Origin of the sequence: Alteromonas macleodii ATCC 27126, from assembly GCF_000172635.2 — a bacterium.
In the GTDB taxonomy this organism is placed as follows: Bacteria; Pseudomonadota; Gammaproteobacteria; order Enterobacterales; family Alteromonadaceae; genus Alteromonas; species Alteromonas macleodii.
Window position 1 is genome coordinate 3,366,247 of record NC_018632.1, and the last position, 24,722, is coordinate 3,390,968.

A 24,722-nucleotide genomic window follows, 5' to 3' on the forward strand; every position below is an offset into this window, starting at 1 on the left:
TTAACTTTTTTGACTAGCGATCCAGCGATCAATTTTCTGCTCAAGAATAGCAAGTGGAATGCCTCCCGTGTTTAACACTTGTGCGTGGAACTCACGGATATCGAAATCATCACCTAATGCCTTCTCTGCGCGCGCGCGCAATTCTTGAATTTTAAGGGCGCCCACTTTGTAAGATAGCGCTTGCGACGGGATCGCAATATAGCGCTCTACCTCGGCAATAACTTCTGTGCGGGTCATGCCTGAGTTATCAAGCATAAAGTCGATGGCTTGTTCGCGGGTCCAACCTTTCGCGTGAATACCTGTGTCTACCACCAAACGCATGGCGCGCAACTGCTCATCTTGAAGCGTTCCATAACGATTCCATGGATCGTCAAAGAACCCCATTTCATACCCTAGCGTTTCAGAATACAGCGCCCAACCTTCACCGAAGGCTGGTAGGAAGCTAAAGCGCATGAATGAAGGTAGCGCTTCATTTTCTTGCGCTAGACTCACTTGGAAATGGTGACCTGGAGCGCCTTCGTGTAGATACAAGGTAACGTTGCCGGTGGTTAAGCGGCTAGGCAAATCGTAGGCATTAAAGTAGAAAGTACCTGGACGAGAGCCGTCTGGCGTGCCCGGCTGATATGATCCACCCGCACTGAATTGCTCGATAGCAGGGTCGTAGGGTTTGATTTCTAGCTCAGACTTCGGCAACAGTGAAAAATACTGATCAATTTTCTCATCAACTTCACGGCCAATATCGTAATAGCTCTGTGTTAGCGCTTCACGGCTTTCAGGCTTGAACTTAGGATCGGTACGTACATAGTCGAAGAATTCGTTTAATGTCCCTTCAAACTTCACTTCGTCCTTAATTTCAAACATGTCATTTTTGATACGCTTAACTTCTTTTAAACCAAGGTTATGCAGTTCATCAGGCGTCATTGGTAGTGTCGTTGAACCTTCCACCATCAATTGATAAAGCTTTGCACCACCTTTCATATCGCTAAGGCCAATGCTTTCACGTGCAATAGGCAAATACTCATCGCGAAGGAAGTCGCGCATACGCGTGGTTGCATCGTAAATCTCTTGCGTCGCTTTCTCGTAGTCAGCGGTTAAACGGGCTTTTTCTTCGTCAGAGAAACTTTCTGGGAACATAGTAATTGGCCCCCAAAACTGTGACTCTTTAATTGGGATAGCCAGCTGAGTATCGAACTGCTTGATCACGCGATCGATTGTCAGCTTAGTTTCAAGAACACCGCTTTCCATGCCCTCGCGGAACTTTCCGATAGCGCGGTCAGAAATAGCAATGTAATCCTTATGGCGAGATAAGTTATTTTCGTAATCTTCTACTGTTTTAAATGGCGCTGCGCCCTTTCCGCTCGCGAAGGTCGGGTAGAAGGTGTGGAACCCACTGAAGTGATTAACAGGACGCACTTCCGTTAGCGCTTCAATCTCGTCGGTAGACATTTTTAGCGAGCGCTCTTCGTTGTATTTAAATACGTCGTAGGCGAGTTTATCGGTGTCGCTTAACTTACTGCGGTCAATTTGTTTAAGCTCTGACAAGTTTAGCAATGTCGCTGTTTTTCCCGCTAAAGCGTGAGAGTCTGTTAAGAAGTCGCCCATTCTGTCCGCGTAACGCATGTCGCCGCGAAAAATGGCCATGATTGGGTTTAGCTCAATATCACGCTGGTCAGCGGCTGCAAATAACGCAAAAAGTTTCTCGTGCTCAGACGCTTCTTTTGACACTGAAGTACTTTTTGATGAACTCTGCACATTTGCGTTGCCGTGTTCATGTGACACTGCTGAGCTAAGGCCCAGTGCCATGGTTACTGCACTACTTACAAGTAGTGTTTTGAATGCTTTCATTTTTTTGTTCCCTTGTTATTTCTTCTCTGTTTTTGCGTATATTTCGCAAAAAAAAGCGCTGTCGTTATGTGTTTTCTTGATTCTATATACCGCGTGATAAGCGCATTTAACCCTAATAATGCGTACCTGACGCCGATATCAGGCATACCGCCGATACAATACAATTCAGCGTTTACTTAATAAGTCACAGGTTCACACGGTATCTATTCATGTAAGGTTTTTCGGGCTGCACCATTTATTCAGGCAAATGAGCCATCTCTTTTCGCCACGCCCTCTCATACGCATCACGGCCTAATACACGTTGTGCGTACGCGGCTACATTGTCTGTTTTACCGTCTAGCGTGATATCTAGCTTGCTGCCTTTTGCCCACGCCAAAATATGACCGGCTATTATGTCGGCCATGGTAAACATGGTGCCGCATACAAATTCTTTATCGCCCAGCATAGAAGAAAATACGGGCAACACGCGCTTGAACTCCCACACCGCTACATCACGCATTTGTTCAAGTCTTTGCTCTCTAGGCAACGCAAAGGTGTGCTTTGCTAAATTCCAAATCGGTTGCTCTAACTCATTGGTAAGGAACAGCATCATTTCTTCATATTTGGCTCGCTCGAAGCTACCAGGCTCTGGAATGAATTCATGCAAGCCGTGACGTTCAGCTAAAAAAGTGACGATAGCCGCCGATTCCGTCAAGGTACCTTCTGGCGTCGAAAGCGCTGGGATTTTAGAGGCAGGACTGATGGCTTTATATTCTTCTGACAGGTGTTGCCCTTGTTTTAAGTCAACTAAGCTGTACTCAAAAGGTAAACCTAGCTCTTCCAGTGCCCATGCCACGCGAACCGAGCGAGTTTTCGGATATCCGTAAAGTGTATACATACCTATGCCCTTGCTTATGTAATGTGAGCTAACTGTAAGTCGAATAGGAAAAAAGTGCTACTGCCATATTGTTACTGAGTTTTAACACTGTAACTTCTGTATGACAGTACCGCCTACTTATGGAGAGGCTCCATATCCAAAGACTATATAAAGAGGCTACCTTCAAAAAGAGTGAAAATAATAAGGAAAAGCCAAAAAGATAAGGTAATGGTCGGTAACTTTTTCACGTAACCAATATAATGATTTCCGTAAATGCCAGTAGCTATGCGCTAACACACAACTCGGTTGTCGCTTCAACGCCCTAGTATTCCTAGTCTTGCGTAGTATCCCTGAGTTATGCGCCACAATGGTTCACTTTATGCTCATCTCACTTCAATGCTTTTAACAAATTCGTTAATAATTGAGTGAAGGAGAACACGATGAAGAAACGTTTACTATCTACCTTAGCAGGTTCACTGACATTAATGTTAAGTGCGAGCAGTTTCGCAGGTCATCATGATAGTGATGGAAAAGAAGTGATAATGAATAACCTGGAAACAGGGATGAGCATGGGCTCAGTAGTGGTGAGCAGTTATGATGATGACGGTGTAGTATTTACGCCAAATCTGTCAGGGTTAACCCCGGGCATTCATGGTTTTCATGTTCATCAAAATGGTGATTGTTCACCAGCAATGAAAGATGGAAAAAAAGTGTTGGGCGGCGCAGCGGGCGGCCATTTCGATCCAGAAGATACCGGTAAACACCGTGCTCCTTGGTCTGAAAAGGGTCACGAGGGTGATCTACCCGTGCTTTATGTTGATGAAAATGGAAACGCAACCCAGCCTATCTTTGCACCAGAGCTTGAGTTAGATGATATTGAAGGCCGCGCCTTAATGATTCACGCAGGTGGCGACAATTACTCTGATTCACCTAAAAAGTTAGGTGGCGGTGGTGACCGCGTAGCATGTGGCGTAATTGGGAAATAAACTAACACCACCTCATGTTATGCAATCAACATCTTATACAAAAAAGCGGCTTCTAAAGCCGCTTTTTATACTTCACTTGATAAAAATAACTTGCCTGGTCTTGTCTAACAAAGCGAGTCCTATCTTCGATAAGGATAGTAATAGCCTTTATCCCTTATTCAATATTCAATCGGTATTCCAATGTGATGTTGGCATTAAGAAGTTGAGATACTGGGCAATTTTCTTTTGCTTCCTGTGCAATTTTCTCAAACTCATCTTCGGTAATCCCTTCAACCTCAGCATCTAAGCTTAGTGCCGATTGAGTTATTTCAAAGCCGTCATCGTTTTTCTCTAAACTGATTTTTGCAGTGGTATTTAACTCGCCGTCATCGTATCCCGCGTCTGAAAGCGCAAAAGAGAGTGCCATGGTGAAGCAACTCGCATGCGCCGCACCAATTAATTCCTCGGGGTTGGTTCCCTTTCCATCTTCAAACCGCGTGTTAAAACCATAAGGCTGGTTCGATAAAGCACCGGTTTGTGTAGAAATGCTCCCCTTTCCCTTTTTACCTAGCGGTTTGTAAACTGCACTACCTGATTTGACTATCGACATATCATCTTTCCTTTCATTTTAACTAAACTGATTTTCATGTAGTTGGATAAGATGCAAGTGCTCTGCCGATCATAAGAAATCGCTCTATCCCTTGTCATAGCGGCTTTACAGCCTCATCTTGTAAATGGTGGAATCAGAGACAGTTCCCTTTTTGAAAGAAGACTACAGAGTGAGATGAAAATTTTACTTACATCCTTTTAGTCTTTTTCAGTACCTATGCTTTCGCGCAAAGCCTCAAGCTTCGCAATGTGCGCTTAGAAAAAATGTACGCTTGTAAAACAAAAATGGAATTAACTCGCTGCACCGCGATGAAATTAATTTCAGCTTAAACCGTTCTTTATTTGTTAACCGTATATCTTCGCAAGCTGGGGTCTGACGAATTAAACGCGAAGGTCGCTACAACGTTAAACCAACACATAAAAGGTGAATGATGAAATTAACACTTTCTGCAGTTTTTATTAGCACTGCGTTAAGCGCTTCGGTTTTTACGCCATCAACAAGTGCCGACGAGGCCATACTAGCTGGGGGCTGCTTTTGGTGCATGGAGTCTGATTTTGAAAAGCTAGACGGGGTTACTGATGTGGTGTCGGGGTTCACTGGCGGAAGCGCGCCAAATCCGACTTATAATGGCAATCACAAGGGACACTTTGAGGCGGTAAAGATCACCTATGACGGCGATATGCTTTCTTATAATGATATTCTCGATCATTTTTGGGTGAACATTGACCCTTTCGATGACCGAGGTCAGTTTTGTGATAAGGGACCCAGTTACTTAAGCGCCATCTTTGTAGCAAACGATAAAGAACGTGCTATAGCAGAAAAAACAAAAGCTGACGTGGTAGCCCAATTTCCCAATAAAAAGGTGGTAACGCCCATACTCGATGCTTCTACCTTTTATCCGATAAAAGGCGACGAAATTGGCCATCAAGATTTTTATAAAAAAAGTCCCGTTCGCTATAAGTTCTACCGATGGAACTGTGGACGTGACCAGCGCTTGGAAGAAATTTGGGGCGAGAAAGCCTTGGGTAAGAATAAGTCTTAGCCCAGCAACTTAACATCTACGCCCAACGCTAAACCAAAGCGATACCAAAAGCCACACCAAAAGAAAGCACGCCGCAAAACACTGGCAGCCCTAAGCTTTTGAATTTGCGCCAAACAAGCACAGTGACAACAGTGCCTATTGCGGTTGCAATCCAACTCGCCGCTGACGGTGCTTTTGGAATAAGTGACGCTCCTAGCATAGCGGCAATCATTAACGGCCCTAACACGCTTAGCCACGTAGGTAAACGCGCCTCAGTGTTATTGGCCTTGTGTTTATTAAAGTGACGCTGAGTCCACAGCAACGGTACTACGCGCAATGCATATGTTCCGATGGCCGCTACAACAATAGCTATCCAAATATCAACGTGCATGAGATTGCTTCCTTTCAACGTGCGAGGTGAGAAGATAAAAGGTTATCGCACCGCATAGTGCTGCCAGTGGAATTGCAGCGTTTTTAAAGGCGCTGAGAGCCAAAAAGAGAGCCGCCGTCATTGTAACGAGCAAGGTAGCGCTCCACAGTTTACTTGAGAATTTAGGCGCGAGTAGCACAAGGAAAAGTGCAGGTAAGGCAAAGGGCATCACGCTGTCTAATATTGGCCATTGTTGGGTAAGGGAGTCCCCTGCGATACCGCCAAGCGCTGTCCCTACGATCCAACTAAGCCACGCCACCATCGATACACCTTTAAACCAATCTACCTTTTTAGCATCGTCCATTAGCGGCAAGCGAGTATGGGCTAGCGCAAAAATCTGGTCAGTAAGGCCGTGCATTAAATAGGGCCAAGCTTTACTTTGCGGTAAATAAGGCACCAAGTTGGGCGCATAAACCACATGACGTACATTAACTAATAACGTCATACAAACCGCTAGCCAAAGTGGCGCACCTGATGCCACCATGGCTACCAAAAGAAACTGCGACGCGCCTGCGTAAATGAATATGGAAATTAGCGTGGCTTCCAGCGTAGAAAAACCGGCTTGAACTGCGATCACGCCAAATGAAATGGCTACCGGAATATAGCCACCTAACAAAGGTAACCCGTCAATAACCCCTTGCTTAAGTCCACTTTTTGATGAAAGTTGGCTCATTCCTTTGCCTCTTTGTGATAAACGATTGTGATAAGACATGTCGCCCACTCGTCTCCCGTTTTGTATACGTGGGGCAAATCAGCGTTAAATGCTAAACTTTGACCCGGATGCAGCCATTGAGTATTTCCACTATTCCCAGCTTCCAGAGAGCCGCTAACAACGGTAATCGTTTCTTCTGTTCCTGTGGCGTGAGCTTCTGCCTCTCGAAAAGTATTGGGTGCAACCGACATCCAATAAGCATCAACGTTCGGGATACCTTGTCCTTGCTCAATTAAACGAACTTCTACGCCCTTTTCTCCAACGCTTGCGCTAAGAGGCTGAACTAGCTGACCGAACGGAACGTCTAGTTGTTTAGCTAACCGCCAAATGGTGTCTAGCGTCGGGTTGCCGTTGCCCTGCTCCAATCTTGAAAGGTTAGATTTAGCGATACCTGCCCCTGCTGCCAATTGCGACAGCGAGACACCTTTGTCTTGCCTGAGTTTCTGCAAATGCCTTCCGAGGATGTTGAGCGTTGATTGATTCACACCTTACCAACTTAATGTCGTTCCATTTAAAGAGCGTTCTATATATAGAACACCTCAAAGTCAAGAAGTTTGTTTTAAATGGGGGTATAGATACGGCGTTGTGCTCACGCCACGACTGGAATACGTGACAAATGTTAAAAGATGACAAAGGGATGAACTAAAAGGTAACCAATATTTGTGCACAGAAAACAGTAACCTTCGATTTTCTTAAACGCCCATTCGACTTTCTAACGCAAAAGGTCCGACGTAATTTATTAACAAAAGCACTACATTTAAATCGCTGAATTGATTAAGAAACCTTATCAGTTACCGTTACTTGCTATCTGAGCGATGCTACGATCTCTTGCATTAAACGAATACGAAAAGCACGAACCTGTGGGCTGTTGATCATTGCTAAATATTATCGATGATAAGGGCGACTATTCGAAGAGAACCGGCAAACACTCCGTTGAGCCGGTTTTTGCGTTTCATCAAAGCGCTAGTCTGCTGAGTGTCTTTTATCTTTGATGACACACAGACATTGTAAGAATGCACAGCAAAGCTCAACAGCCCCTCGCTAAAACAGCCACTAAGTACGTGATTGAACTCATTGAACAAAAGGACGTTTATGACGAATCAAACTGACAAGATTCTTTCTGACCAAGCCTCTTCAAAGCAGGCATCTTCAGAGCAGCCCTCAGCGTTGGGTGAATACTCACTGGCCACTATAACCTTTTGGCTGGCTTTCGGAACCTTTGTGATTGGTTGCAGTGAATTTGCGGCAATGGGTTTATTACCTTACTTTGCAGAAGATTTTGGCATTACTGAAAATGTCGCCGGTCACGCAATTAGTGCTTATGCCATTGGTGTTGTAGTGGGCGCGCCGCTTATCACTATCTTTTTTTCCAGGCTTGCAAGACGCACCATGCTTATTTCCCTGATGGTATTTTATGCTGGCGGAAACTTACTAACAGCGCTAGCGTGGTCAGAATGGACAATGAACATAGCGCGCTTTATTGCTGGCCTACCTCATGGCGCTTACTTCGGCATTGCCATGCTCTTTGCTGCAGACATTGCCGGTAAGAATAAACGGGCGCAAGCAGTCAGTAACGTCATTTTAGGCTTGGCTATTGCCAATATTATTGGTGTGCCGTCAATTAGCGGTATTGGGCAAATGTTCGGATGGCGCACTGGCTTCTTTATTATTTCAGCCTTTGCGCTAGTTACTGCATTAATGGTTTGGAAAACCGCACCCTACCGCGGCCCTAATCCAGATGCCAAACCACTAACCGAGCTTAAAGCTCTGAAAAACAAAGACGTGCTGCTGGTACTACTTATGGGCGCTATTGGCTTTGGTGGTATGTTCTCAGTTTATTCTTATTTCAGCGCCTCTTACCTCAATACAACCTCATCACCTGAGTGGGGAATCTCGGCCACATTGCTTATCTATGGCATAGGCGTAACCTTGGGCAATATTATTGCAGGCCGCTATTCTGAAGGCAGGCTACTGACCTCAGCGATTACGTTTCAGGTTTTACTGGGCCTATCAGCTGCAGCTTACGCTGCGTCGATGGGGAATCCATACTTAATGGCAGCATCACTGTTTTTCATTGGTATCGGTGGTGGCATGGTGGTGCCGCTGCAAACAAGGCTTATGGACGTCGCTGGCGAGGCTCAGACTTTAGCCGGCGCCATGAACCATGCGGCTTTTAATACCGCTAATGCGCTTGGCCCTTGGTTGGCAGGAATGACACTGTCAGCAGGTTATGGCTATACATCAACGGGTTGGGTAGGCCTAGCGCTTGCCGGTGGTGGTGTACTGGTGTGGCTGGCCATTGTTATGACTGCTCGCAATACTCAAGTACAAACAGCAACCGTATCTGGTTAAATGAAGGTTTAGCGCTGACAACCTTTGTTGTCAGCGCTTGTTAGTTGTATTCCCTCGGTATTACTCGGCGTCGTTTTCACGATCAGAGTTATTGCAAGAAGCACTTCCCCATACATCTTCGGGAATGTCTCTTTTAGGCGCTGGCGCACTAGCTATCGCTTCAGCCTGCTTCTTCTCTTGATTTGACCACTTAACACGAATTTTCTTACCGTCGATAACTTTGGCGTTAAGTTTTTCAATGGCTTTATCGGTTTCTTCTTGCGTGCTCATTTCTACGAAACCAAAGCCTTTCGATAAGCCAGTAGCCTCATCCATCACCAAGTCGCACGACGCTATGGTGCCAAACTCGAAAAACAAGTCTTCAAGATTCTCCTGAGTAAATGTTTTAGGTAAATTGCGAACTAATATGCTCAAATTTATGTCCTACTTTTAAGTTGATTATGGATGAACGGGTGTTATTAACTTTCCTGGTTACGCAGAAACACAAGTTCCGTTGATGAACTTTGTTCTTCGCTAAACACATAGCCATCTACGTCGAAGTTTTTCAGACCTTCTACGTCTTCTACACGGTTTTCAAGAATATAACGCGCCATTAAACCACGGGCTTTCTTCGCAAAGAAACTGATAATTTTATACTGACCATTCTTGCAGTCTTTAAACGTTGGCGTAATGATCATGCCATCTAAAGACTTTTTCTTCACTGCTTTAAAGTACTCATTTGAAGCAAGGTTGATCAACACATTGTCACCCTGTGCTTCTAATGCCTTATTTAGCACATAAGTAATGCGATCATCCCAAAACGCATACAGGTCTTTACCTTCAGGGTTTGCTAATTTAGTACCCATTTCTAAACGATAGGCCTGCATTAAGTCTAGAGGACGAAGCAATCCGTATAGGCCAGACAGAATTCGAAGATGTTTTTGCGCATATTCGACCGTTTCGCTATCAAGCGAGTAAGCATCTAACCCAGTGTACACATCACCATTAAACGCATACATTGCTTGGCGTGCATTATCGGGCGAAAACGGCGTAGAAAACTCAGCAAAACGGTTGGCGTTCAACGTTGCTAACTTGTCGCTTATCTTCATCAGCGATGATAAGTCAGCAGGCGATAAGGTGCGGCAAACTTCCATCAAACGTTCAGTGTCTTCAAGCATGGCAGGCTGAGTGAACTGGCTCACAGGAATTTCGCTTTCAAAATCTAAATTTTTTGCTGGGGATACTACAACTAACATTTCGACTCCTTAATTTTTACGCTGGTATTGTACCACCTGATACGCTCCAAAAAGCAAAATGGCATAAGAAAGACGTAAATTGGCTTAACAGAGAAATCCGATTAGCCATTTTGTCGCTATTCAATGTATGAATTGTCACACGGGTTTGATATAAATAGCGTTACAAATAATTATTCAAACAATAATTGAGATACACCCTCCGTGAACGTACCTCAATTGCCAAAGCGCTGCATGTACCAGTACTTATTAAAGAACTAAGAACTGGTAAAAAAGAACGCAAGCGCGAAGCCCTACACACGCGCAAGCGAACCGTTTTATTCAACTGGCTTTTCCAGCGAGTTGTCCAAATTTATTTTGATAAAGAACAGAGAGAATTATGAGCAATCAGTTAGCTTCATTACGTGATATCACTACCGTTGTTGCCGACACGGGCGACATCGATGCCATTAAAAAGTATCAACCAGTCGATGCCACAACTAACCCGTCGCTACTTTTAAAAGCGGCTGGTCTTCCTCAATATGCAAGCCTAATTGATGATGCTGTAGCATGGGCAAAACTTCAGTCAAACGACGCTGACCAGCAGCTTACCGATGCAGCAGACAAACTAGCGGTAGCCATTGGTAAAGAAATCTCTGCAACGATTCCAGGCCGAATCTCAACTGAAGTAGACGCACGCCTATCGTTCGACACTGCCGCCACTATCGAAAAAGCGGAACGTTTGGTTCAGCTATATGAAGACGCGGGTATCGATAAGTCACGCATTCTTATTAAAATTGCCTCTACTTGGGAAGGTATTCAGGCAGCAGAAGAGCTAGAGAAGAAAGGCATTCAGTGTAACTTAACGCTTCTATTTAGCTTCGCCCAAGCACAAGCTTGTGCAGAGGCCGGTGTTTATCTTATCTCTCCATTTGTAGGGCGCATTTTAGACTGGTACAAAAAAGCGACCGGAACTGAGTCTTACGCACCAGATGAAGATCCAGGCGTAGTATCTGTAACTAAAATTTACAACTACTACAAAGAGCACGGCTACAATACCGTAGTAATGGGTGCAAGCTTCCGTAACATTGGTGAAATTCAAGCGTTGGCAGGTTGTGATCGTCTAACCATTAGCCCAGCACTGCTAGAAGAACTGGCAAACGAGCCTGGCGATCTAGAGGTTAAACTTAAAGACAATGGCGCTACAAAAACACCAGGTGACCGCTTAACAGAAAGCGAATTCCGCTGGGCAATGAACGAAGATGCAATGGCAACCGAAAAGCTATCTGAAGGCATCCGCAACTTCGCCGCAGATCAGGAAAAACTTGAAACCATGCTTCGCGAAAAACTAAGCGCGTAAGGGCTATTGAAACAATGAGTGTTTTAACTTCTCTTCCTGAATGGAAAAAGCTGTCTGAACATGCTGCAACGGTAAAAGATGCGCACATGCGCAACTGGTTTGCACAAGATGCAAATCGAGCGGACAAGATGCAACTTGAAGCCTGCGGTATTTTTCTTGATTACTCAAAAAACCGTGTAAATGATGAAGCGCTTAAAGGACTATTCGACCTTGCCCGAGCGTGCAAACTAGAAACCCTTCGCGACGCGATGTTTTCTGGTGAGCAGATTAACTCAACAGAAGGTCGCGCTGTGCTTCACACCGCACTTCGTAATTTCTCAGACCGTAAAGTACTGGTAGATGGCGAAGACGTAATGCCTGAAGTGCATGCTACGCTTGCAAAAATTGAAGCGTTTACCGCATCGGTTCACAGCGGTGAACACAAAGGTTATACCGGCAAGCCTATCAAGCACATTGTGGCAATTGGTATTGGTGGTTCGTTCCTTGGTCCTAAGATTATGACCGAGGCACTTAAGCCGCATACCGTTGATGCCGTGAAAGTTCACTTTGTTGCCAACGTTGATGGTTGCCACATTCACGATGTGCTATCTAGCGTAGATTTTGAAGAAACTTTGGTGGTCATGTCATCAAAGTCGTTCTCTACCCAAGAGACGCTTCAAAATACACTTACGGCTAAAGACTGGTTCTTAAAGTCTGGCGGTACACAAGAAGATATTGCTAAACACTTTGTAGCCGTGTCTTCAAACGTTAAAGCAGCCACCGAGTTTGGTATTAGCGCCGACAATATTTTCCCTATGTGGGATTGGGTTGGCGGTCGTTACTCACTGTGGTCTGCCATTGGCCTGCCTATCTCGCTAGCCCTTGGGTTTGAAACTTCAAAGGTTTACTTGAAGGTGCGTTTGACATGGACACCCATTTCACAACCGCACCTCTAGAAGAAAACATGCCGGTTCTACTTGCACTGCTAGGTGTGTGGTATAGAAACTTCTTCGACGCACAATCACACGTTTTATTACCTTACTATCACTATCTTCGTGGCTTACCAGCTTACGTACAGCAGTTAGATATGGAAAGTAATGGTAAAGAAGTGACGCAAGAAGGTGAGAACGTAAACTACCCTACTGGCCCAATTATTTGGGGCAGTGAAGGTACAAACGGCCAGCATAGCTTCCACCAGCTTATTCACCAAGGTTCTGGCGTTATCCCGGCAGACTTCATGTTGCCGCTTAACGTCCCTAATCAAGACGACACGCATCATGCCATGCTTGCTTCTAACTGTTTTGGTCAAACCCAGGCGCTAATGCAGGGTAAAACCTTTGAAGAGTGTTATGCAGACCTTGACGGTAAAGGCCTAGACGACACTGAACGCAAACGCTTGGCCGCTCATAAAACCATGCCTGGCAACAAGCCTAGCAATACTTTCTTGTTTGATAGCCTTACGCCTAAAACACTTGGCGCGCTGGTTGCTATGTATGAACATAAGGTATTCGTTCAGGGTGTTATCTGGAACCTTAACTCATTCGACCAATGGGGCGTAGAGTTAGGTAAAGTACTAGGAAACCAAGTGCTTGCAGGCATTCAAGGCGAGGCAGACAAAGATAATTTCGACGCTTCAACACAACAATTGATTGCCAAATTCAGAGCAGCGAATGCACCAAAATAAGGAATGCGAGGTGATTTAAAATCACCCAATTGGTGCAAATAACAAACTGAACGGCTAGCTTTTTCGGAAGCTAGCCGTTTTTTGTTGCGGTTTTCATCGACTATACGACAGACATTTTTGATATCCGTAACACTGTACAATTGATTACTAACAAAACAAATAGGATCAATTACATACAGTTATTGTTCACGCTTTAAACACACTGGACATTTCCTTACCGTTGTCATCATATCGTCACAATTTGTTAATAAAAGGTAAATTAAACTATTTTATTTTAGTGGCGGCTGTGATACAAAATTGTACAGAGGGAATTAAAAACAAAAACTCTGTATTAGTTGTAGTGGTATAAAAAGGAGATCCCAGTGGATAAATCAGATCTATTTGCCATGTTAGACATCGAAGCAAGCCCAGCAAAAACCAAAAGCAAAAAACGTAAGTGGAGAGAAATCGAAGCGCTACAAGATCGCTACAAATTAGAAAAAGAACTGGCCGAACTCGACTGTGGTTTCGAGTACGAGCTAGAGACACTGGAAAGATAAAACGAAGGCCGCCTGTTAAACAGGCGGCCTTTTTACTTTCTAGCGTGCTGTAAATGCTTCACTTGCAAGCATGGTGTCTCTTCGCTGGCTCTATGTAATAGCGTAATAGCTAAGGAATATGCTCTGTGCCTAATTGCGGCCAGACCGCATAACATGGTCTCATAGCTATTTAGGCATTTATCTAGTGAGCTAGCTATTGATAGGGCGCTGAATGGGGCAATCACACTTGCTGTGTGGCTAGCTGCTGTTTCTGCCAGTACTATACCTGCCAATTAATGGGTTCTTTGCCCTTAGCAATAAGGTATTCGTTTGTTTGGCTGAAGTGTTTGCAACCTAAAAAGCCTCTGTGTGCTGAGAGTGGCGACGGATGAGGCGCATGTAAAACGTGGTGTTTTTCACGGTTAATGTGCTTACCTTTCTTTTGCGCATGGCTACCCCACAGAAGAAACACAACGTTTTGGCAGTGCTCATTGACCACATCGATAACCTTATCGGTGAAGGTTTCCCATCCCCATTTCGCGTGACTATGTGCTTTGCCCTGCTCAACGGTCAATACAGTATTAAGTAGCAATACCCCTTGCTCCGCCCACGACGTCAGCGTGCCGTGATTAGGCTCAGTGAAACCTTCAATATCAGACAACAGCTCTTTGTACATATTTTTAAGCGATGGCGGTGTTTTAACGCCAGCTTTTACTGAAAAACAAAGTCCATGGGCTTGATTAGGACCGTGGTACGGATCTTGACCTAAGATCACGACTTTTACTTCGTCTAGCGGCGTGTATTTAAGCGCATTGAATACGTCAGACTGAGGCGGGTAGATAACGCTTCCCGCTTCACGAGCGTGCTTCACGCGCTCAAGCAACGTAACAAAATAGTCTTTTTGCTTTTCATCACCAAGCGCGCTTTGCCATGTTGTAGCCGAGGGTGTCATTACTTAAGCAAATCCATCATATGCTGCTTAAGTGCATCGTAAGACGCTGGCAAGTCTACCGCTAAGCTGTCTTCGCCTGCTACATCGGCCAACGCTTTCGGTAAGCTGATTGGATTACCTAGCACGTTTTCAACGGTTTCTCTGAACTTAGCCGGGTGCGCTGTTCCTAAGAACAAACCAATTTCGCCGTCTTCTAAGTCATGACTTACTGCGCGATAGGCAATCGCGGCATGTGGCTCGCTGGTATAGCCTTGTTGCGCTAATTGACGCATAGCAAGCTGCGTATATTCTTCGTCAACCATCTCACCTTTAAGACACGCTTTGTCGATATAGCCACGCTCAATAAGCGCCTCTATTCGCGGCCAGTTATTAGGCTGACTCACATCCATTGCGTTAGACATGGTCGCAACCGTCGCCTTAGGTTCCCACTCGCCGGTTTTAAGGTATCGAGGTACCGTGTCGTTTAAGTTAGTTGCTGCGATAAAACGCTTTATAGGTAAACCTAACGATTTAGCAATCATGCCAGCCGTAAGGTTACCAAAGTTACCACTAGGTACTGAAATAACGAGTTGGTCTCGTTTCTCTTTTGGCAACTGACTTACTGCTTCAAAGTAATAGCAAACCTGCGCTAGTAAACGGCTGATGTTGATTGAGTTTGCTGAGTTCAGGTGAAGGCCTTCACGTACGTCAGGGTCGTCAAACGCGGTTTTTACTAGTGATTGGCATGCGTCAAAGTCTGACTCAACAGCAACGGTATGAATATTACCGCCTAGCGTAGTGAATAGCTTTTCCTGCAGCGAGCTAATCTTGCCCTTTGGAAACAAAATAACCACGTTGATATTGTCGATGCCGTGAAATGCATGTGCAACCGCTGCGCCGGTATCACCTGAAGTCGCTGTTAGAATGGTAACTGGCTTCCCTTCGCTAATACGCGACAGGGTTTGCGCCATAAAGCGGCCGCCAAAATCTTTAAACGCCAGCGTTGGACCATGGAAAAGCTCTAAGCAGTATACGTTATCGTTGACCTGCTCAACTGGTGCACCAAAAGCAAATGCGGTCTGAACAATTTCTTCTAGCTCGCCATTATTCAGCTCATCGCCGATAAGGGCGCGAAGTACTTCAATACTGCGCTCTACAAATGGCTTTTCCAACAATTCGTCAATATTGTCTAGGGTAGGAATATGCTCTGGGAAATAAAGCCCTTGGTTTTTACCTAAGCCCCGCTTAACGGCTTCAGCAAAATTTGCTGTGTCCGATGAATCTTTTAAATTTACCAATTCCACTTGCTGTTACCTTTTTATGTGGGCAAGTACTCTGCCCTTTTAATCTTTTAAAAAATTATTGTGCTTTTAGGAAATCATTTGCCTTTAAGAAACCATGTACCTTAAAAAGCTATGTACCTTAAGAAACAATGGTGCCTTGGCTTGGTATTTGGCACACATGGCTAAAGCCATCTTCATTTTGAATGTAGTTCTCTGTTAAATAGGCGGCGACTTTTTCCGCCTGCGCTTTACTTGGACACACGGCAAAAACCGTAGGTCCCGAGCCAGAAATACCAAAAGCGAGCGCACCCGCTTGCTCACTAAACGCACGAGCGTCATCAAAGCCAGGCAGTAGCGATTTTCTGTAAGGTTCGGCTATGACATCGTTCATTACCGATGCTGCCAAATCAAAGTTACCTACATGTAAGGCGTGTACAAACACACCTAGCTGTCGACCAAAGGTTAGTGCCGTCGCCATTTCCACCTGTTTAGGCAAGATATCGCGAGCAGCCGCCGTTGATACGCTAATGCCTGAATAACAAACGGCATAGTACCATTCGTCGTTTAACGGCAACGACAGCGTGACAGGCGCATCGCTACCTGTCATTAACGTCATACCACCTAAGTAACAGGGAGCAACATTATCATAGTGAATACTACCGCTTATTTGGCCTTCTAATTCGCCCATCATTATAAGTAGAGTATCTTCATCGAACGGGGTGTCGAAGTAAGCATTTAGCGCTGCAAACGCTGCCACTATAGAGCTTGCGCTTGAACCCAACCCGCTGCCTATTGGAAGGTTTTTATGAAGCGTAAGCGCAACAGGAGAGGTTGTTTTTCCAGCCTTTTCCATTTGCTCACAGAAATAGTGATAGCACTTGGTTACAATATTACTGTCTGCATCGCCCGGGAGTTTGTGAGCAAAGCGCCCCACCGTTTCTAGTGAAAATGACTCAGCCGCCTTTATTTCAACTTCATCACCTAGCTTAGTGCCATCAACGGGCGCAAGCGCTGCGCCCAGTACGTCAAAGCCTAAGCTCACATTTCCAATTGATGCCGGCGCGAAGGCCGTGAATGCTTTCATATTATTACTCTTACTTCGCTTGTGGCGTGCTCTTTATATTAGCGCTTCAAATTAGCTCAATAAATTAGCGCTTTAAATCGATGCCACAACATTACTGGCCTAAGTCACACCTTCGAATATCTTACTTTAGCCGCCTATCTACGCTAAGCAAGCTAAGCGTTATTTAGCCCTTAGTGCGCCATTTGCTTCCACGGCATAGTACGCAGAATGTCAGCAAACACCCCTGCTGCTGTTACCGTACCACCTGCTCCATATCCTCTAATTACATAAGGGATTGGGCTATAGTAGTCACTGTTAATCGCCAGCGCGTTTTCACCGTCTTTTACCTGCGAAAGAGGGTTACTTGCCGGTACAGCCTGAATGCTTACTTTGCATTTTCCGTCTTCAATGCTGCCGATATAACGAAGTACTTTACCTTCTGCTTTAGCCGCTTCAACCTTTTCACCAAACGACGCATCTAACTCTGGCAGCTGCTGCATAAACTCGTCAATTGAACAGTCTTCAGCAAAGCCTTCTGGCAGTACAGACTCAATTTCAATGTCAGATAGTTCTAACGCTAAATCAGCTTCACGAGCCATGATAAGCAGCTTGCGCGCTACGTCCATGCCGCTTAAGTCATCGCGCGGATCAGGCTCTGTGAAACCGTTGTCTTTGGCTGTTTGTGTCGCTTGCGACAGGCTCATGCCCTCTTCAAGTTTGCCAAATACATAAGACAAACTGCCCGATAGAATTCCTTCAAAGCGGTGTAAGGTGTCGCCGGCGCTGAATAGCTTTTGCAAGTTATCAATAACCGGTAGCCCTGCGCCGACAGTGGTTTCGTAAAGGTACTGACGATTTGTCGATTGCGCGGTCTTGCGAAGCTTACGGTAGTAAGACATTGCGCTCGTGTTCGCCTTTTTATTTGGCGTTACCACGTGAAAACCGCTTTCCATCATATCTACATATTGCTGTGCAATCGCTTCGTGACTAGTACAGTCAACAATCACCGGGTTTACCAGACTATTGTCGTTAGCAAACTGATGCAGGCGTTCAACGCTTAATCCTTCGCTTGCCGATTCAAGTGCCGCTTTCCAGTCACCGCTTAAATCAATACCTTGGCTGTTTAACAGCAGCTTACGGCTATTTGCAATACCATAAACTCGCAGCTGCACGTTGCGTTTTAACAACGCAGGCTGTTGTTTTTCAATTTGACCTAGCAGTTCGGTTCCCACATTGCCACACCCTACTAGGAACACGTCGATGGTATGGCGGTCAGAGAAAAAATTCTGATGAATGACTTTTACTGCTTTCTTAGCACGCTTACTTTCAATTACCGTTGAAATAGAGCGCTCTGAAGAGCCTTGAGCAATGGCTACGTTGTTTACGCGCGCTTGGGCAAGCGAGTTAAAGAAACGCGCAGCCAACCCTTTGGTTTGACGCATACCGTCACCAACCAAAGTAACAATGGCTAGGTCATGACGCACTTCAATAGGATCTAGCAATTGATTTTGAAGCTCTAGCGCGAACGCATCTTCAAGAAGCGTTAACGCTCGGCTGGCGTCTTTGCTTTGGATACAGAAACTGATTGAGTATTCTGAAGAAGACTGGGTAATAAGGCTTATTGAAATATTGGCGTTCGACATCACCTCAAACACACGACTTGCCATACCTACCATGCCTTTAAGGCCAGGGCCTGCAACGTTAAACATGGTGACGTTATCAAGCTGTGAAATACCTTTAACTGACGTCCACACCTCGCTTTTTTCATTGCTGATTAGCGTACCTGGCGCAGCTGGGTTTAGTGTGTTTCTGATCAAACAAGGGATGTGGTGTTGGGCAATAGGACCGATAGTTTTCGGATGAAGCACCTTAGCACCGAAATAAGATAGCTCCATCGCTTCTTGATAGGTAAGCTTGTCTAACAGCACTGCCCCTTCAACTTGATTCGGGTCAGCGTTATAAACACCGTCTACGTCTGTCCAAATTTCACAGCAATTTGCGTCTATACACGCCGCTAAAATGGCCGCTGAATAGTCTGAGCCGTTACGCCCAAGCGTGACTTTCTCGCCCGCTTCGTTAGCAGCAACAAACCCCGGCATGACAAGAAATTCACTGCCGTCAGTAGGCACATCTGAAAAGCGGGCTTTACTAAGCGACACATCGGCAATGCTGTCTAGGTAATCGCCTTCGGCCAGCACATACTTAACCGGGTCGATAACGCGATTAGCAATACCTTTAGCAGATAGCATAGCGCTAAAAAGCGTCACCGAGATGTACTCACCAATACTTAGAATACCGGCAGCGACATTATCAGGTGCAACACCAAGCAGCTTAATACCTTCAAGGTGCTGTTTTAATACGGAAAGGTGACTATTAATGAATTCTACCACGCTTGCATGTGCAAACCCGTCGAGTTCTTCGTTTAGGTTGTTGGCGATGCCGGTAACCGTGTCGTTCAACTTATTGAATAACGGCTGGAAATCTTCACCCGCGGCTGCTTGTTCACATAGTAGTGAAAGCGCGTTCGTTACCCCCTTTGGGGCAGAGAGTACAACCGCAGCACCGTCGGTTTGGTGGGTCGCCGTGCTAATCTCCATAACGCGCATGTATCGCGGTGCATCGGCTAGAGAAGAACCCCCAAACTTTAAGACTTTCATATGCTGCTCCTTAAGGTTACGCATGCTAAAACGTGTGTAAAAAAAAGCCCGCTCTGTGTTAGGCGGGCTTTCGTTGTCTTTTGCTTACTTGCACTAGTCAGCGACCGCCCTTTTTAAGGTGGTAATTAACATAATGGTGGTGCGAGTAAGTAGAATCTTTTTCATACAAGCAATTTGCCGTATAGACGTCTATATGTCAACCGCAGTTTTCACTACACTGTGTTGCAAAAAGTGCAACACTCTTTAACTAATATTTCTTTTTAAGGTACAAATACGAGTTCAAGCCGTTTCTTTGCTGGCTTACTAGTATTCAAGTAGCTTTAAACAACGACTTATTTCTAAGATCATTCAAACCTAACTCAATCAAAACCTTTCTTTAAGCCAAACTCGCCTTTAAAAATGGGGCTGTTGCACTTTGCTGAACTTTAGCAACCTCCTCTGGTCTGCCTTCAGCAACTATTTCTCCTCCCTCATCACCAGCGCCTGGCCCCATATCAATAATGTGGTCGCAAGCCCCAGCCACCTGCATATTGTGCTCAACCATCACCACAGTATTCCCCGCTTCAACTAAGGTGCTTAAATGCTGCATAAGCAATGCAGTGTCTGAAAGATGTAAACCTGTTGTAGGTTCATCAAGCACGTATAGGGTATTAGCATTTTGAGCACGTTTAAGTTCTGACGCTAATTTAATGCGCTGCGCCTCGCCGCCTGATAATTCAGTGGCACTTTGCCCAAGGGTTAGATAGCCAAGCCCTACGTTCATTAGCGTTGTAAGTCCCCGCGTAATAACTTGATTATCACTAAATGCAGATAGTGCTTCTTCAACCGTAAGCGATAATACATCAGCGATAGAATGCTCATTGTAACCAACTTCCAGTACGTTATCGTTAAAACGCTGACCGTTACAAACAGTACAGGGGGAATAAACACTCGGCATAAATAGTAATTCTACCGATACCACACCCAAGCCTTCACAATGTGGGCACCGCCCTTTTGCAACGTTAAACGAGAAATGACCCGCATCGTAACCACGGGATTTTGCTTCTTCGGTTGAAGCAAATAAACTTCTGATTTGGTCAAATATGCCGGTATAGGTTGCCAAAGTTGAACGGGGTGTCCTGCCGATGGGAGACTGATCTACCACAACTATACGACTTAACGCTTCAAGTCCGCTTTCAATACAGCCTTGTCGCGGTTCACTTTTAAGTGAAAAAGTGTCGTTAGTAAGAAGCGAATTGGCGTCAGTAAGCAGTTCTTTCGTTTCTCTTGTTTCTTGCGCTCGCTTCCCTTCTTTCTCGGCTGTACTTAAACCATCTTTGACCAACTCAACTAATGCTTGGCTAATTAAACTCGACTTTCCAGAGCCGGAAACGCCAGTGACACAGGTCATCACACCTAGTGGAATATCAATATCAACATGGCTGACATTATTTCTGGACACGTCTTTTAAACGCAATCCCCCTGATGATTTACGTTTTATACGCTGGCTTAGTGCTTTATTGTTAAAAACATAGTCTGCCGTTAAAGAGTTTTTTGTGCTTGCCAGTTCTTTAACCGGCCCACTATAGACAAGCTCACCTCCGTTCACTCCCGCTTTCGGCCCTACATCTACGACCCAGTTAGCCCCTTTGATGACGTAAGGATTGTGCTCGACAACGAGCAGTGAATTGCCCGTATCGGTAATATTGTGAAGCGCGTGAATAAGCCCTTCTACATCGCGAGGGTGAAGACCTGATGAGGGTTCATCCATAACAAAGACAACGCCAAATAAATTCGATTTAAGCTGGGTCGTCAGACGCAATCGCTGTAGTTCGCCTACTGAGATACTTGTTGTACTTCTATCTAACGAAAGGTAATGAAGCCCAAGCGCTACTATGGGCTTCACTCTTTCAATAATGTCGCCCGTAATAGTACGTATCACCTGACCACGCTCTGAAGTATCACCGTTGACTGACTTTCTTAATGCCTGAAGCTTTTCGTGAACTTGCTGTAGTGGCAGCCTTGAAAACTCAATAATATCTAAGCCATCAACTTTCACTGCCAGCGCATTTTGCTTAAGCTTTTTTCCACGGCAAACCGGACATGCTTCAACAGATATAAAGGGAGCAATTCGCTGCTTCATTTTCTCTTTTTGAGAGGTTTTAAACGTATCGAGCACATGACGTCGCGCGCTGATAAACTTGCCATTGTAGCTGGCAGGCTCGCCCTCTTGTTGTGCTTTACGGGTTTGCGCTAGGTTATAGTTTCGGTATACAGGTAACTGAGGCATTTCGTCGGTAAATAAGATCCAGTCACGGGTTTTTTGAGGCAGTTCACGCCATGGAATATCAACATCGATATCTAGCGACAACAATACCCTTACTAGGTTTTTGCCCTGCCATGCACCAGGCCAAGCTGCCACAGCGCCCTCACGTATGGTGAGGCTGTCGTCGGGTACAAGGCGATGAGCTTGTGTGTCAAAAACTTTTCCAATACCGTCACAATGTTCACATGCACCTTCGGGCGTATTAGGAGAAAACCCGTCTGCGTAGACAATGCTCTGCCCTTTGGGATAATCCCCGGCCCGGGAATAAAGCATTCGCAGACTATTAGAAAGCGTGGTGATACTACCAACGGAAGAACGAACTGAAGGTGCGCCCCGGCGCTGGTGCAGGCCCACAGCAGGCGGTAAGCCGTCAATCACGTCTACGTCAGGTTTCTCCACCTGCTCAATTAGTCGTCTGGCATAAGGTGATATTGAATCTAAATAGCGGTGCTGAGCTTCTGCGTAAAGCGTACCGAAAGCCAAAGAAGATTTTCCTGAGCCAGATACACCGGTAAACACCACCACTTCATTTCGCGGTATATCAATACTGATATTTTTTAAGTTGTGTACACGAGCGCCGCGTACGTTAATTTTTCCCTCATCATTGTGCACTTCATCACCTGCATGTCACCTTTATTAAAGAATATTTAGATACAGGCGCTGTATTTCGATCACTATTTTTAAACAAACACATCAGCTGTCTGAGATGAGATGTTGAGCTAAAAAATCCACCAGCAATCTAATTTTAGGTGCAACATTTCGGTTTGAAGGAAATACGGCCCAAATAGCCTCTTGCTTGTCTTTGTACTCGGGAAACAGCTCTATTAGCTGACCAGAGGCTAGCGCTTTACGCACGTAAAAACCGGGTAGCTGTGCAATACCCAAACCAGCAACCGCGGCGCTGCATAGGGCATTCCCGCTGTTATACCGTACTCTTCCCTGTACAGGAATTGATTGAATTTTATTATCGATAAGTAAACGCCAATAGGGTTGTGACCCCACCAGCAACGAGTGCTCTTTTAACTCTTCAATACTTTTGGGTTGACCTTGCTCTTTAAAATAATCCCTACTTCCGCATACAAACAAATGACGTGTAGCCAGCTTTTTTGCAACCAGCGTCGAGTCTTCTAGTTTGCCAATACGAATAGCGAGATCGAGACCAAGCTCCACAATATCGAGTTTTTCATTGGAGAACGTACACTGCACACTAATGCCAGCGTACTTTTGCATAAAGGTATTGAGCAATGGCGCTATGAATGCTTCGCCAAACGCTACGGGAGCGGTAAGTTTAATTAGCCCTTGCGGCGATGCTTGCAGTGCGCTCACAGCTAGCTGGGCATCTTCGAGCGCCTTTAACGCGGGCATTGCCTGCTGAAAATACTGCGTACCCGCTTCAGTAAGCGATACGCTGCGCGTTGTACGCTGTAATAATTTTACGCCTAGCTGCTTTTCAAGTGATGCGACTTTACGGCTTATCTGCGCCACTGACGTATCGAGCTTATTTGCAGCCCCGGTAAAATTGCCAACGTCAGCTACGGCACAAAACTCGGCTATGCCTTCTAGATATTTCATTATCGCCACTCGTTAGTTTAGCGTTGTTCAACACAGCGCTGGTTTATTTGAGTACATTCTATTTGGCCAAATCAATTATTACAAATATGAAATAGTGATTTACTAAAACCGTATTTATCATTAGTAATCCGTCTCCTATACTTTGGCCTATAAAACATCATCGTATATTTATGATTAAGGAGTCATCACATGACATCGTTTAAAGATTCGTTGCAAGAAGGTCAAACTCACATCAAGTCAAAAGCTGCGGTGGCTTGGGGCCCGGGTGAGCCGTTAAAGATGGAAGAAGTTGACGTAGAGCTTCCTAAGAAAGGCGAGGTACTTGTACGCATCGTTGCAACTGGCGTATGCCACACTGATGCATTTACGCTGTCCGGTGATGATCCTGAAGGCGTATTCCCTTCAATTCTAGGCCACGAAGGTGGTGGTATTGTTGAAATGGTGGGCGAAGGTGTAACCAGCGTAGAAGTTGGTGATCACGTTATTCCTCTTTACACCGCAGAATGTGGCGAATGTAAGTTCTGTAAGTCAGGCAAAACTAACCTTTGCCAAGCAGTGCGCGAAACACAAGGTAAAGGCTTAATGCCAGACGGCACAAGCCGCTTCTCTAAAGATGGTGAGCCAATTTATCATTACATGGGCTGTTCAACGTTTTCTGAGTACACGGTTTTACCAGAAATATCGCTAGCAAAAGTAAACAAAACGGCCCCGTTAGAAGAAGTATGCTTACTTGGCTGTGGTGTGACAACCGGTATGGGCGCCGTGCTTAAAACGGCGAAAGTACAAGAAGGCGACACGGTTGCTATCTTTGGGTTAGGTGGTATCGGTCTATCTGCCATTATTGGTGCACGCATGGCAGGCGCCGGCCGCATTATTGGTATTGATATTAATGAAAGTAAGTTTGACCTAGCAAAACAGCTTGGTGCAACTGACGTGGTAAACCCTCAGAATTTCGATAAGCCTATTCAGGAAGTGATTGTCGAAATGACTGACGGCGGTGTTGACTACTCGTTTGAATGTATCGGCAACGTCAACGTGATGCGTTCTGCACTTGAGTGCTGTCACAAGGGTTGGGGCGAATCTGTGATCATTGGTGTAGCTGGTGCAGGACAAGAAATTTCAACGCGCCCATTCCAGTTAGTGACAGGTCGTGTATGGCGCGGCTCTGCATTTGGCGGTGTTAAAGGTCGTTCAGAGCTACCAGGTATTGTAGAGCAATACTTAAATGGTGACTTTGGTCTTCAAGAGTTTATCACTCACACTATGGGTCTTGGTGACATTAACAATGCCTTTGATTTAATGCATAAAGGTGAAAGTATCCGCTCTGTTGTGCATATGGATAAATGAGCATTAGAACCAAAGCGCAGA

The 24,722-nt window shown here is 45.2% G+C and carries 20 protein-coding genes and 1 pseudogene; 7 read left to right on the forward strand and 14 right to left on the reverse strand.

The annotated features are described in order from the left end of the window. Both MASE_RS14405 and MASE_RS14410 read right to left on the reverse strand, forming a co-directional pair. The gene (locus MASE_RS14405; RefSeq protein WP_014950471.1) at positions 1–1,845 is read right to left on the reverse strand and encodes a DUF885 domain-containing protein; all 1,845 of its coding nucleotides are present in this window, start codon (positions 1,843–1,845) and stop codon (positions 1–3) included. 235 nt (positions 1,846–2,080) lie between these two features. After that, the gene (locus tag MASE_RS14410) at positions 2,081–2,722 is read right to left on the reverse strand and encodes a glutathione S-transferase family protein (RefSeq protein ID WP_014950472.1); all 642 of its coding nucleotides are present in this window, start codon (positions 2,720–2,722) and stop codon (positions 2,081–2,083) included. Between the two features lie 419 nt (positions 2,723–3,141). On the opposite strand from MASE_RS14410, the gene sodC reads away from it, so the two are divergent. Next, on the forward strand, positions 3,142–3,687 hold the full coding sequence (gene sodC / locus MASE_RS14415; RefSeq protein ID WP_014950473.1) for a superoxide dismutase family protein: 546 nt from the start codon (positions 3,142–3,144) through the stop codon (positions 3,685–3,687). A gap of 154 nt (positions 3,688–3,841) precedes the next feature. Here the strand turns inward: sodC and MASE_RS14420 are convergent, their stop codons facing one another. Beyond that, positions 3,842–4,276 (reverse strand): OsmC family protein, encoded by a 435-nt coding sequence (locus MASE_RS14420; protein WP_014950474.1) that lies wholly within the window; start codon positions 4,274–4,276, stop codon positions 3,842–3,844. A 430-nt stretch (positions 4,277–4,706) separates the two neighbouring features. Here MASE_RS14420 and msrA point away from each other — a divergent pair, with 430 nt between their 5' ends. Next, positions 4,707–5,318: a peptide-methionine (S)-S-oxide reductase MsrA gene (msrA, locus tag MASE_RS14425; protein WP_014950475.1), complete on the forward strand. Its 612-nt coding sequence runs from the start codon at positions 4,707–4,709 to the stop codon at positions 5,316–5,318. Positions 5,319–5,346: 28 nt separating this feature from the next. Here the strand turns inward: msrA and MASE_RS14430 are convergent, their stop codons facing one another. The 3 genes from MASE_RS14430 to MASE_RS14440 are packed head-to-tail and all read right to left on the reverse strand — an operon-like array spanning position 5,347 to position 6,888. Then, positions 5,347–5,688 (reverse strand): AzlD domain-containing protein, encoded by a 342-nt coding sequence (locus MASE_RS14430; RefSeq protein ID WP_014950476.1) that lies wholly within the window; start codon positions 5,686–5,688, stop codon positions 5,347–5,349. Further along, entirely contained in the window at positions 5,678–6,400 is a 723-nt protein-coding gene (locus tag MASE_RS14435) for an AzlC family ABC transporter permease (RefSeq protein WP_014950477.1), read from the reverse strand. Before MASE_RS14435 ends, MASE_RS14430 begins: the two co-directional genes overlap by 11 nt. Next, positions 6,397–6,888, reverse strand: coding sequence for a helix-turn-helix domain-containing protein (locus MASE_RS14440; protein WP_080589203.1), 492 nt, complete (start codon positions 6,886–6,888; stop codon positions 6,397–6,399). Before MASE_RS14440 ends, MASE_RS14435 begins: the two co-directional genes overlap by 4 nt. Before the next feature lie 643 nt (positions 6,889–7,531). Between MASE_RS14440 and MASE_RS14445 the strand changes: the two genes are divergently transcribed. After that, positions 7,532–8,791: an MFS transporter gene (locus MASE_RS14445; protein WP_014950479.1), complete on the forward strand. Its 1,260-nt coding sequence runs from the start codon at positions 7,532–7,534 to the stop codon at positions 8,789–8,791. A gap of 60 nt (positions 8,792–8,851) precedes the next feature. Here MASE_RS14445 and MASE_RS14450 read toward each other — a convergent pair whose 3' ends face one another. After that, entirely contained in the window at positions 8,852–9,205 is a 354-nt protein-coding gene (locus MASE_RS14450; protein WP_014950480.1) for an RNA recognition motif domain-containing protein, read from the reverse strand. A 44-nt stretch (positions 9,206–9,249) separates the two neighbouring features. Continuing rightward, positions 9,250–10,026, reverse strand: a complete 777-nt coding sequence (yaaA, locus tag MASE_RS14455; protein WP_014950481.1) for a peroxide stress protein YaaA — start codon at positions 10,024–10,026, stop codon at positions 9,250–9,252. Between the two features lie 376 nt (positions 10,027–10,402). Between yaaA and tal the strand changes: the two genes are divergently transcribed. The 3 genes and pseudogenes from tal (at position 10,403) to MASE_RS19950 (ending at position 13,564) form a co-directional block, all read left to right on the forward strand. After that, on the forward strand, positions 10,403–11,362 hold the full coding sequence (tal, locus tag MASE_RS14465; RefSeq protein ID WP_014950483.1) for a transaldolase: 960 nt from the start codon (positions 10,403–10,405) through the stop codon (positions 11,360–11,362). Positions 11,363–11,376: 14 nt separating this feature from the next. After that, a pseudogene (pgi, locus tag MASE_RS14470) lies at positions 11,377–13,025 on the forward strand (glucose-6-phosphate isomerase). A gap of 362 nt (positions 13,026–13,387) precedes the next feature. Continuing rightward, positions 13,388–13,564 (forward strand): DUF3545 family protein, encoded by a 177-nt coding sequence (locus MASE_RS19950; RefSeq protein ID WP_012519516.1) that lies wholly within the window; start codon positions 13,388–13,390, stop codon positions 13,562–13,564. Between the two features lie 259 nt (positions 13,565–13,823). Here MASE_RS19950 and ung read toward each other — a convergent pair whose 3' ends face one another. The 6 genes from ung to MASE_RS14500 form a co-directional block, all read right to left on the reverse strand. Continuing rightward, positions 13,824–14,495: a uracil-DNA glycosylase gene (ung, locus tag MASE_RS14475; RefSeq protein ID WP_014950484.1), complete on the reverse strand. Its 672-nt coding sequence runs from the start codon at positions 14,493–14,495 to the stop codon at positions 13,824–13,826. Next, positions 14,495–15,778 carry a threonine synthase gene (gene thrC, locus MASE_RS14480; protein WP_014950485.1) on the reverse strand — a complete coding sequence of 428 codons (1,284 nt, stop codon included), beginning with the start codon at positions 15,776–15,778 and terminating at the stop codon, positions 14,495–14,497. Before thrC ends, ung begins: the two co-directional genes overlap by 1 nt. Positions 15,779–15,896: 118 nt before the next feature. After that, the gene (thrB, locus tag MASE_RS14485) at positions 15,897–16,841 is read right to left on the reverse strand and encodes a homoserine kinase (RefSeq protein WP_014950486.1); all 945 of its coding nucleotides are present in this window, start codon (positions 16,839–16,841) and stop codon (positions 15,897–15,899) included. 170 nt (positions 16,842–17,011) lie between these two features. Continuing rightward, on the reverse strand, positions 17,012–19,477 hold the full coding sequence (gene thrA, locus MASE_RS14490) for a bifunctional aspartate kinase/homoserine dehydrogenase I (RefSeq protein WP_014950487.1): 2,466 nt from the start codon (positions 19,475–19,477) through the stop codon (positions 17,012–17,014). Between the two features lie 376 nt (positions 19,478–19,853). Beyond that, entirely contained in the window at positions 19,854–22,394 is a 2,541-nt protein-coding gene (locus tag MASE_RS14495) for an excinuclease ABC subunit UvrA (protein WP_014950488.1), read from the reverse strand. An 81-nt stretch (positions 22,395–22,475) separates the two neighbouring features. Beyond that, positions 22,476–23,354, reverse strand: coding sequence for a LysR substrate-binding domain-containing protein (locus MASE_RS14500; RefSeq protein ID WP_014950489.1), 879 nt, complete (start codon positions 23,352–23,354; stop codon positions 22,476–22,478). A gap of 189 nt (positions 23,355–23,543) precedes the next feature. On the opposite strand from MASE_RS14500, the gene MASE_RS14505 reads away from it, so the two are divergent. Beyond that, complete coding sequence (locus MASE_RS14505; protein WP_014950490.1) at positions 23,544–24,701, forward strand: S-(hydroxymethyl)glutathione dehydrogenase/class III alcohol dehydrogenase; 1,158 nt, start codon at positions 23,544–23,546, stop codon at positions 24,699–24,701. The last annotated feature ends 21 nt before the right edge of the window (positions 24,702–24,722 follow it).

Bases quoted from the DNA above. Each gene is read 5' to 3' on its own strand.
- MASE_RS14405 (WP_014950471.1), bottom strand. From the start codon at position 1,845: ATGAAAGCATTCAAAACACTACTTGTAAGTAGTGCAGTAACCATGGCA.
- MASE_RS14410 (WP_014950472.1), bottom strand. From the start codon at position 2,722: ATGTATACACTTTACGGATATCCGAAAACTCGCTCGGTTCGCGTGGCA.
- sodC (WP_014950473.1), top strand. From the start codon at position 3,142: ATGAAGAAACGTTTACTATCTACCTTAGCAGGTTCACTGACATTAATG.
- MASE_RS14420 (WP_014950474.1), bottom strand. From the start codon at position 4,276: ATGTCGATAGTCAAATCAGGTAGTGCAGTTTACAAACCGCTAGGTAAA.
- msrA (WP_014950475.1), top strand. From the start codon at position 4,707: ATGAAATTAACACTTTCTGCAGTTTTTATTAGCACTGCGTTAAGCGCT.
- MASE_RS14430 (WP_014950476.1), bottom strand. From the start codon at position 5,688: ATGCACGTTGATATTTGGATAGCTATTGTTGTAGCGGCCATCGGAACA.
- MASE_RS14435 (WP_014950477.1), bottom strand. From the start codon at position 6,400: ATGAGCCAACTTTCATCAAAAAGTGGACTTAAGCAAGGGGTTATTGAC.
- MASE_RS14445 (WP_014950479.1), top strand. From the start codon at position 7,532: ATGACGAATCAAACTGACAAGATTCTTTCTGACCAAGCCTCTTCAAAG.
- yaaA (WP_014950481.1), bottom strand. From the start codon at position 10,026: ATGTTAGTTGTAGTATCCCCAGCAAAAAATTTAGATTTTGAAAGCGAA.
- tal (WP_014950483.1), top strand. From the start codon at position 10,403: ATGAGCAATCAGTTAGCTTCATTACGTGATATCACTACCGTTGTTGCC.
- ung (WP_014950484.1), bottom strand. From the start codon at position 14,495: ATGACACCCTCGGCTACAACATGGCAAAGCGCGCTTGGTGATGAAAAG.
- thrB (WP_014950486.1), bottom strand. From the start codon at position 16,841: ATGAAAGCATTCACGGCCTTCGCGCCGGCATCAATTGGAAATGTGAGC.
- thrA (WP_014950487.1), bottom strand. From the start codon at position 19,477: ATGAAAGTCTTAAAGTTTGGGGGTTCTTCTCTAGCCGATGCACCGCGA.
- MASE_RS14500 (WP_014950489.1), bottom strand. From the start codon at position 23,354: ATGAAATATCTAGAAGGCATAGCCGAGTTTTGTGCCGTAGCTGACGTT.
- MASE_RS14505 (WP_014950490.1), top strand. From the start codon at position 23,544: ATGACATCGTTTAAAGATTCGTTGCAAGAAGGTCAAACTCACATCAAG.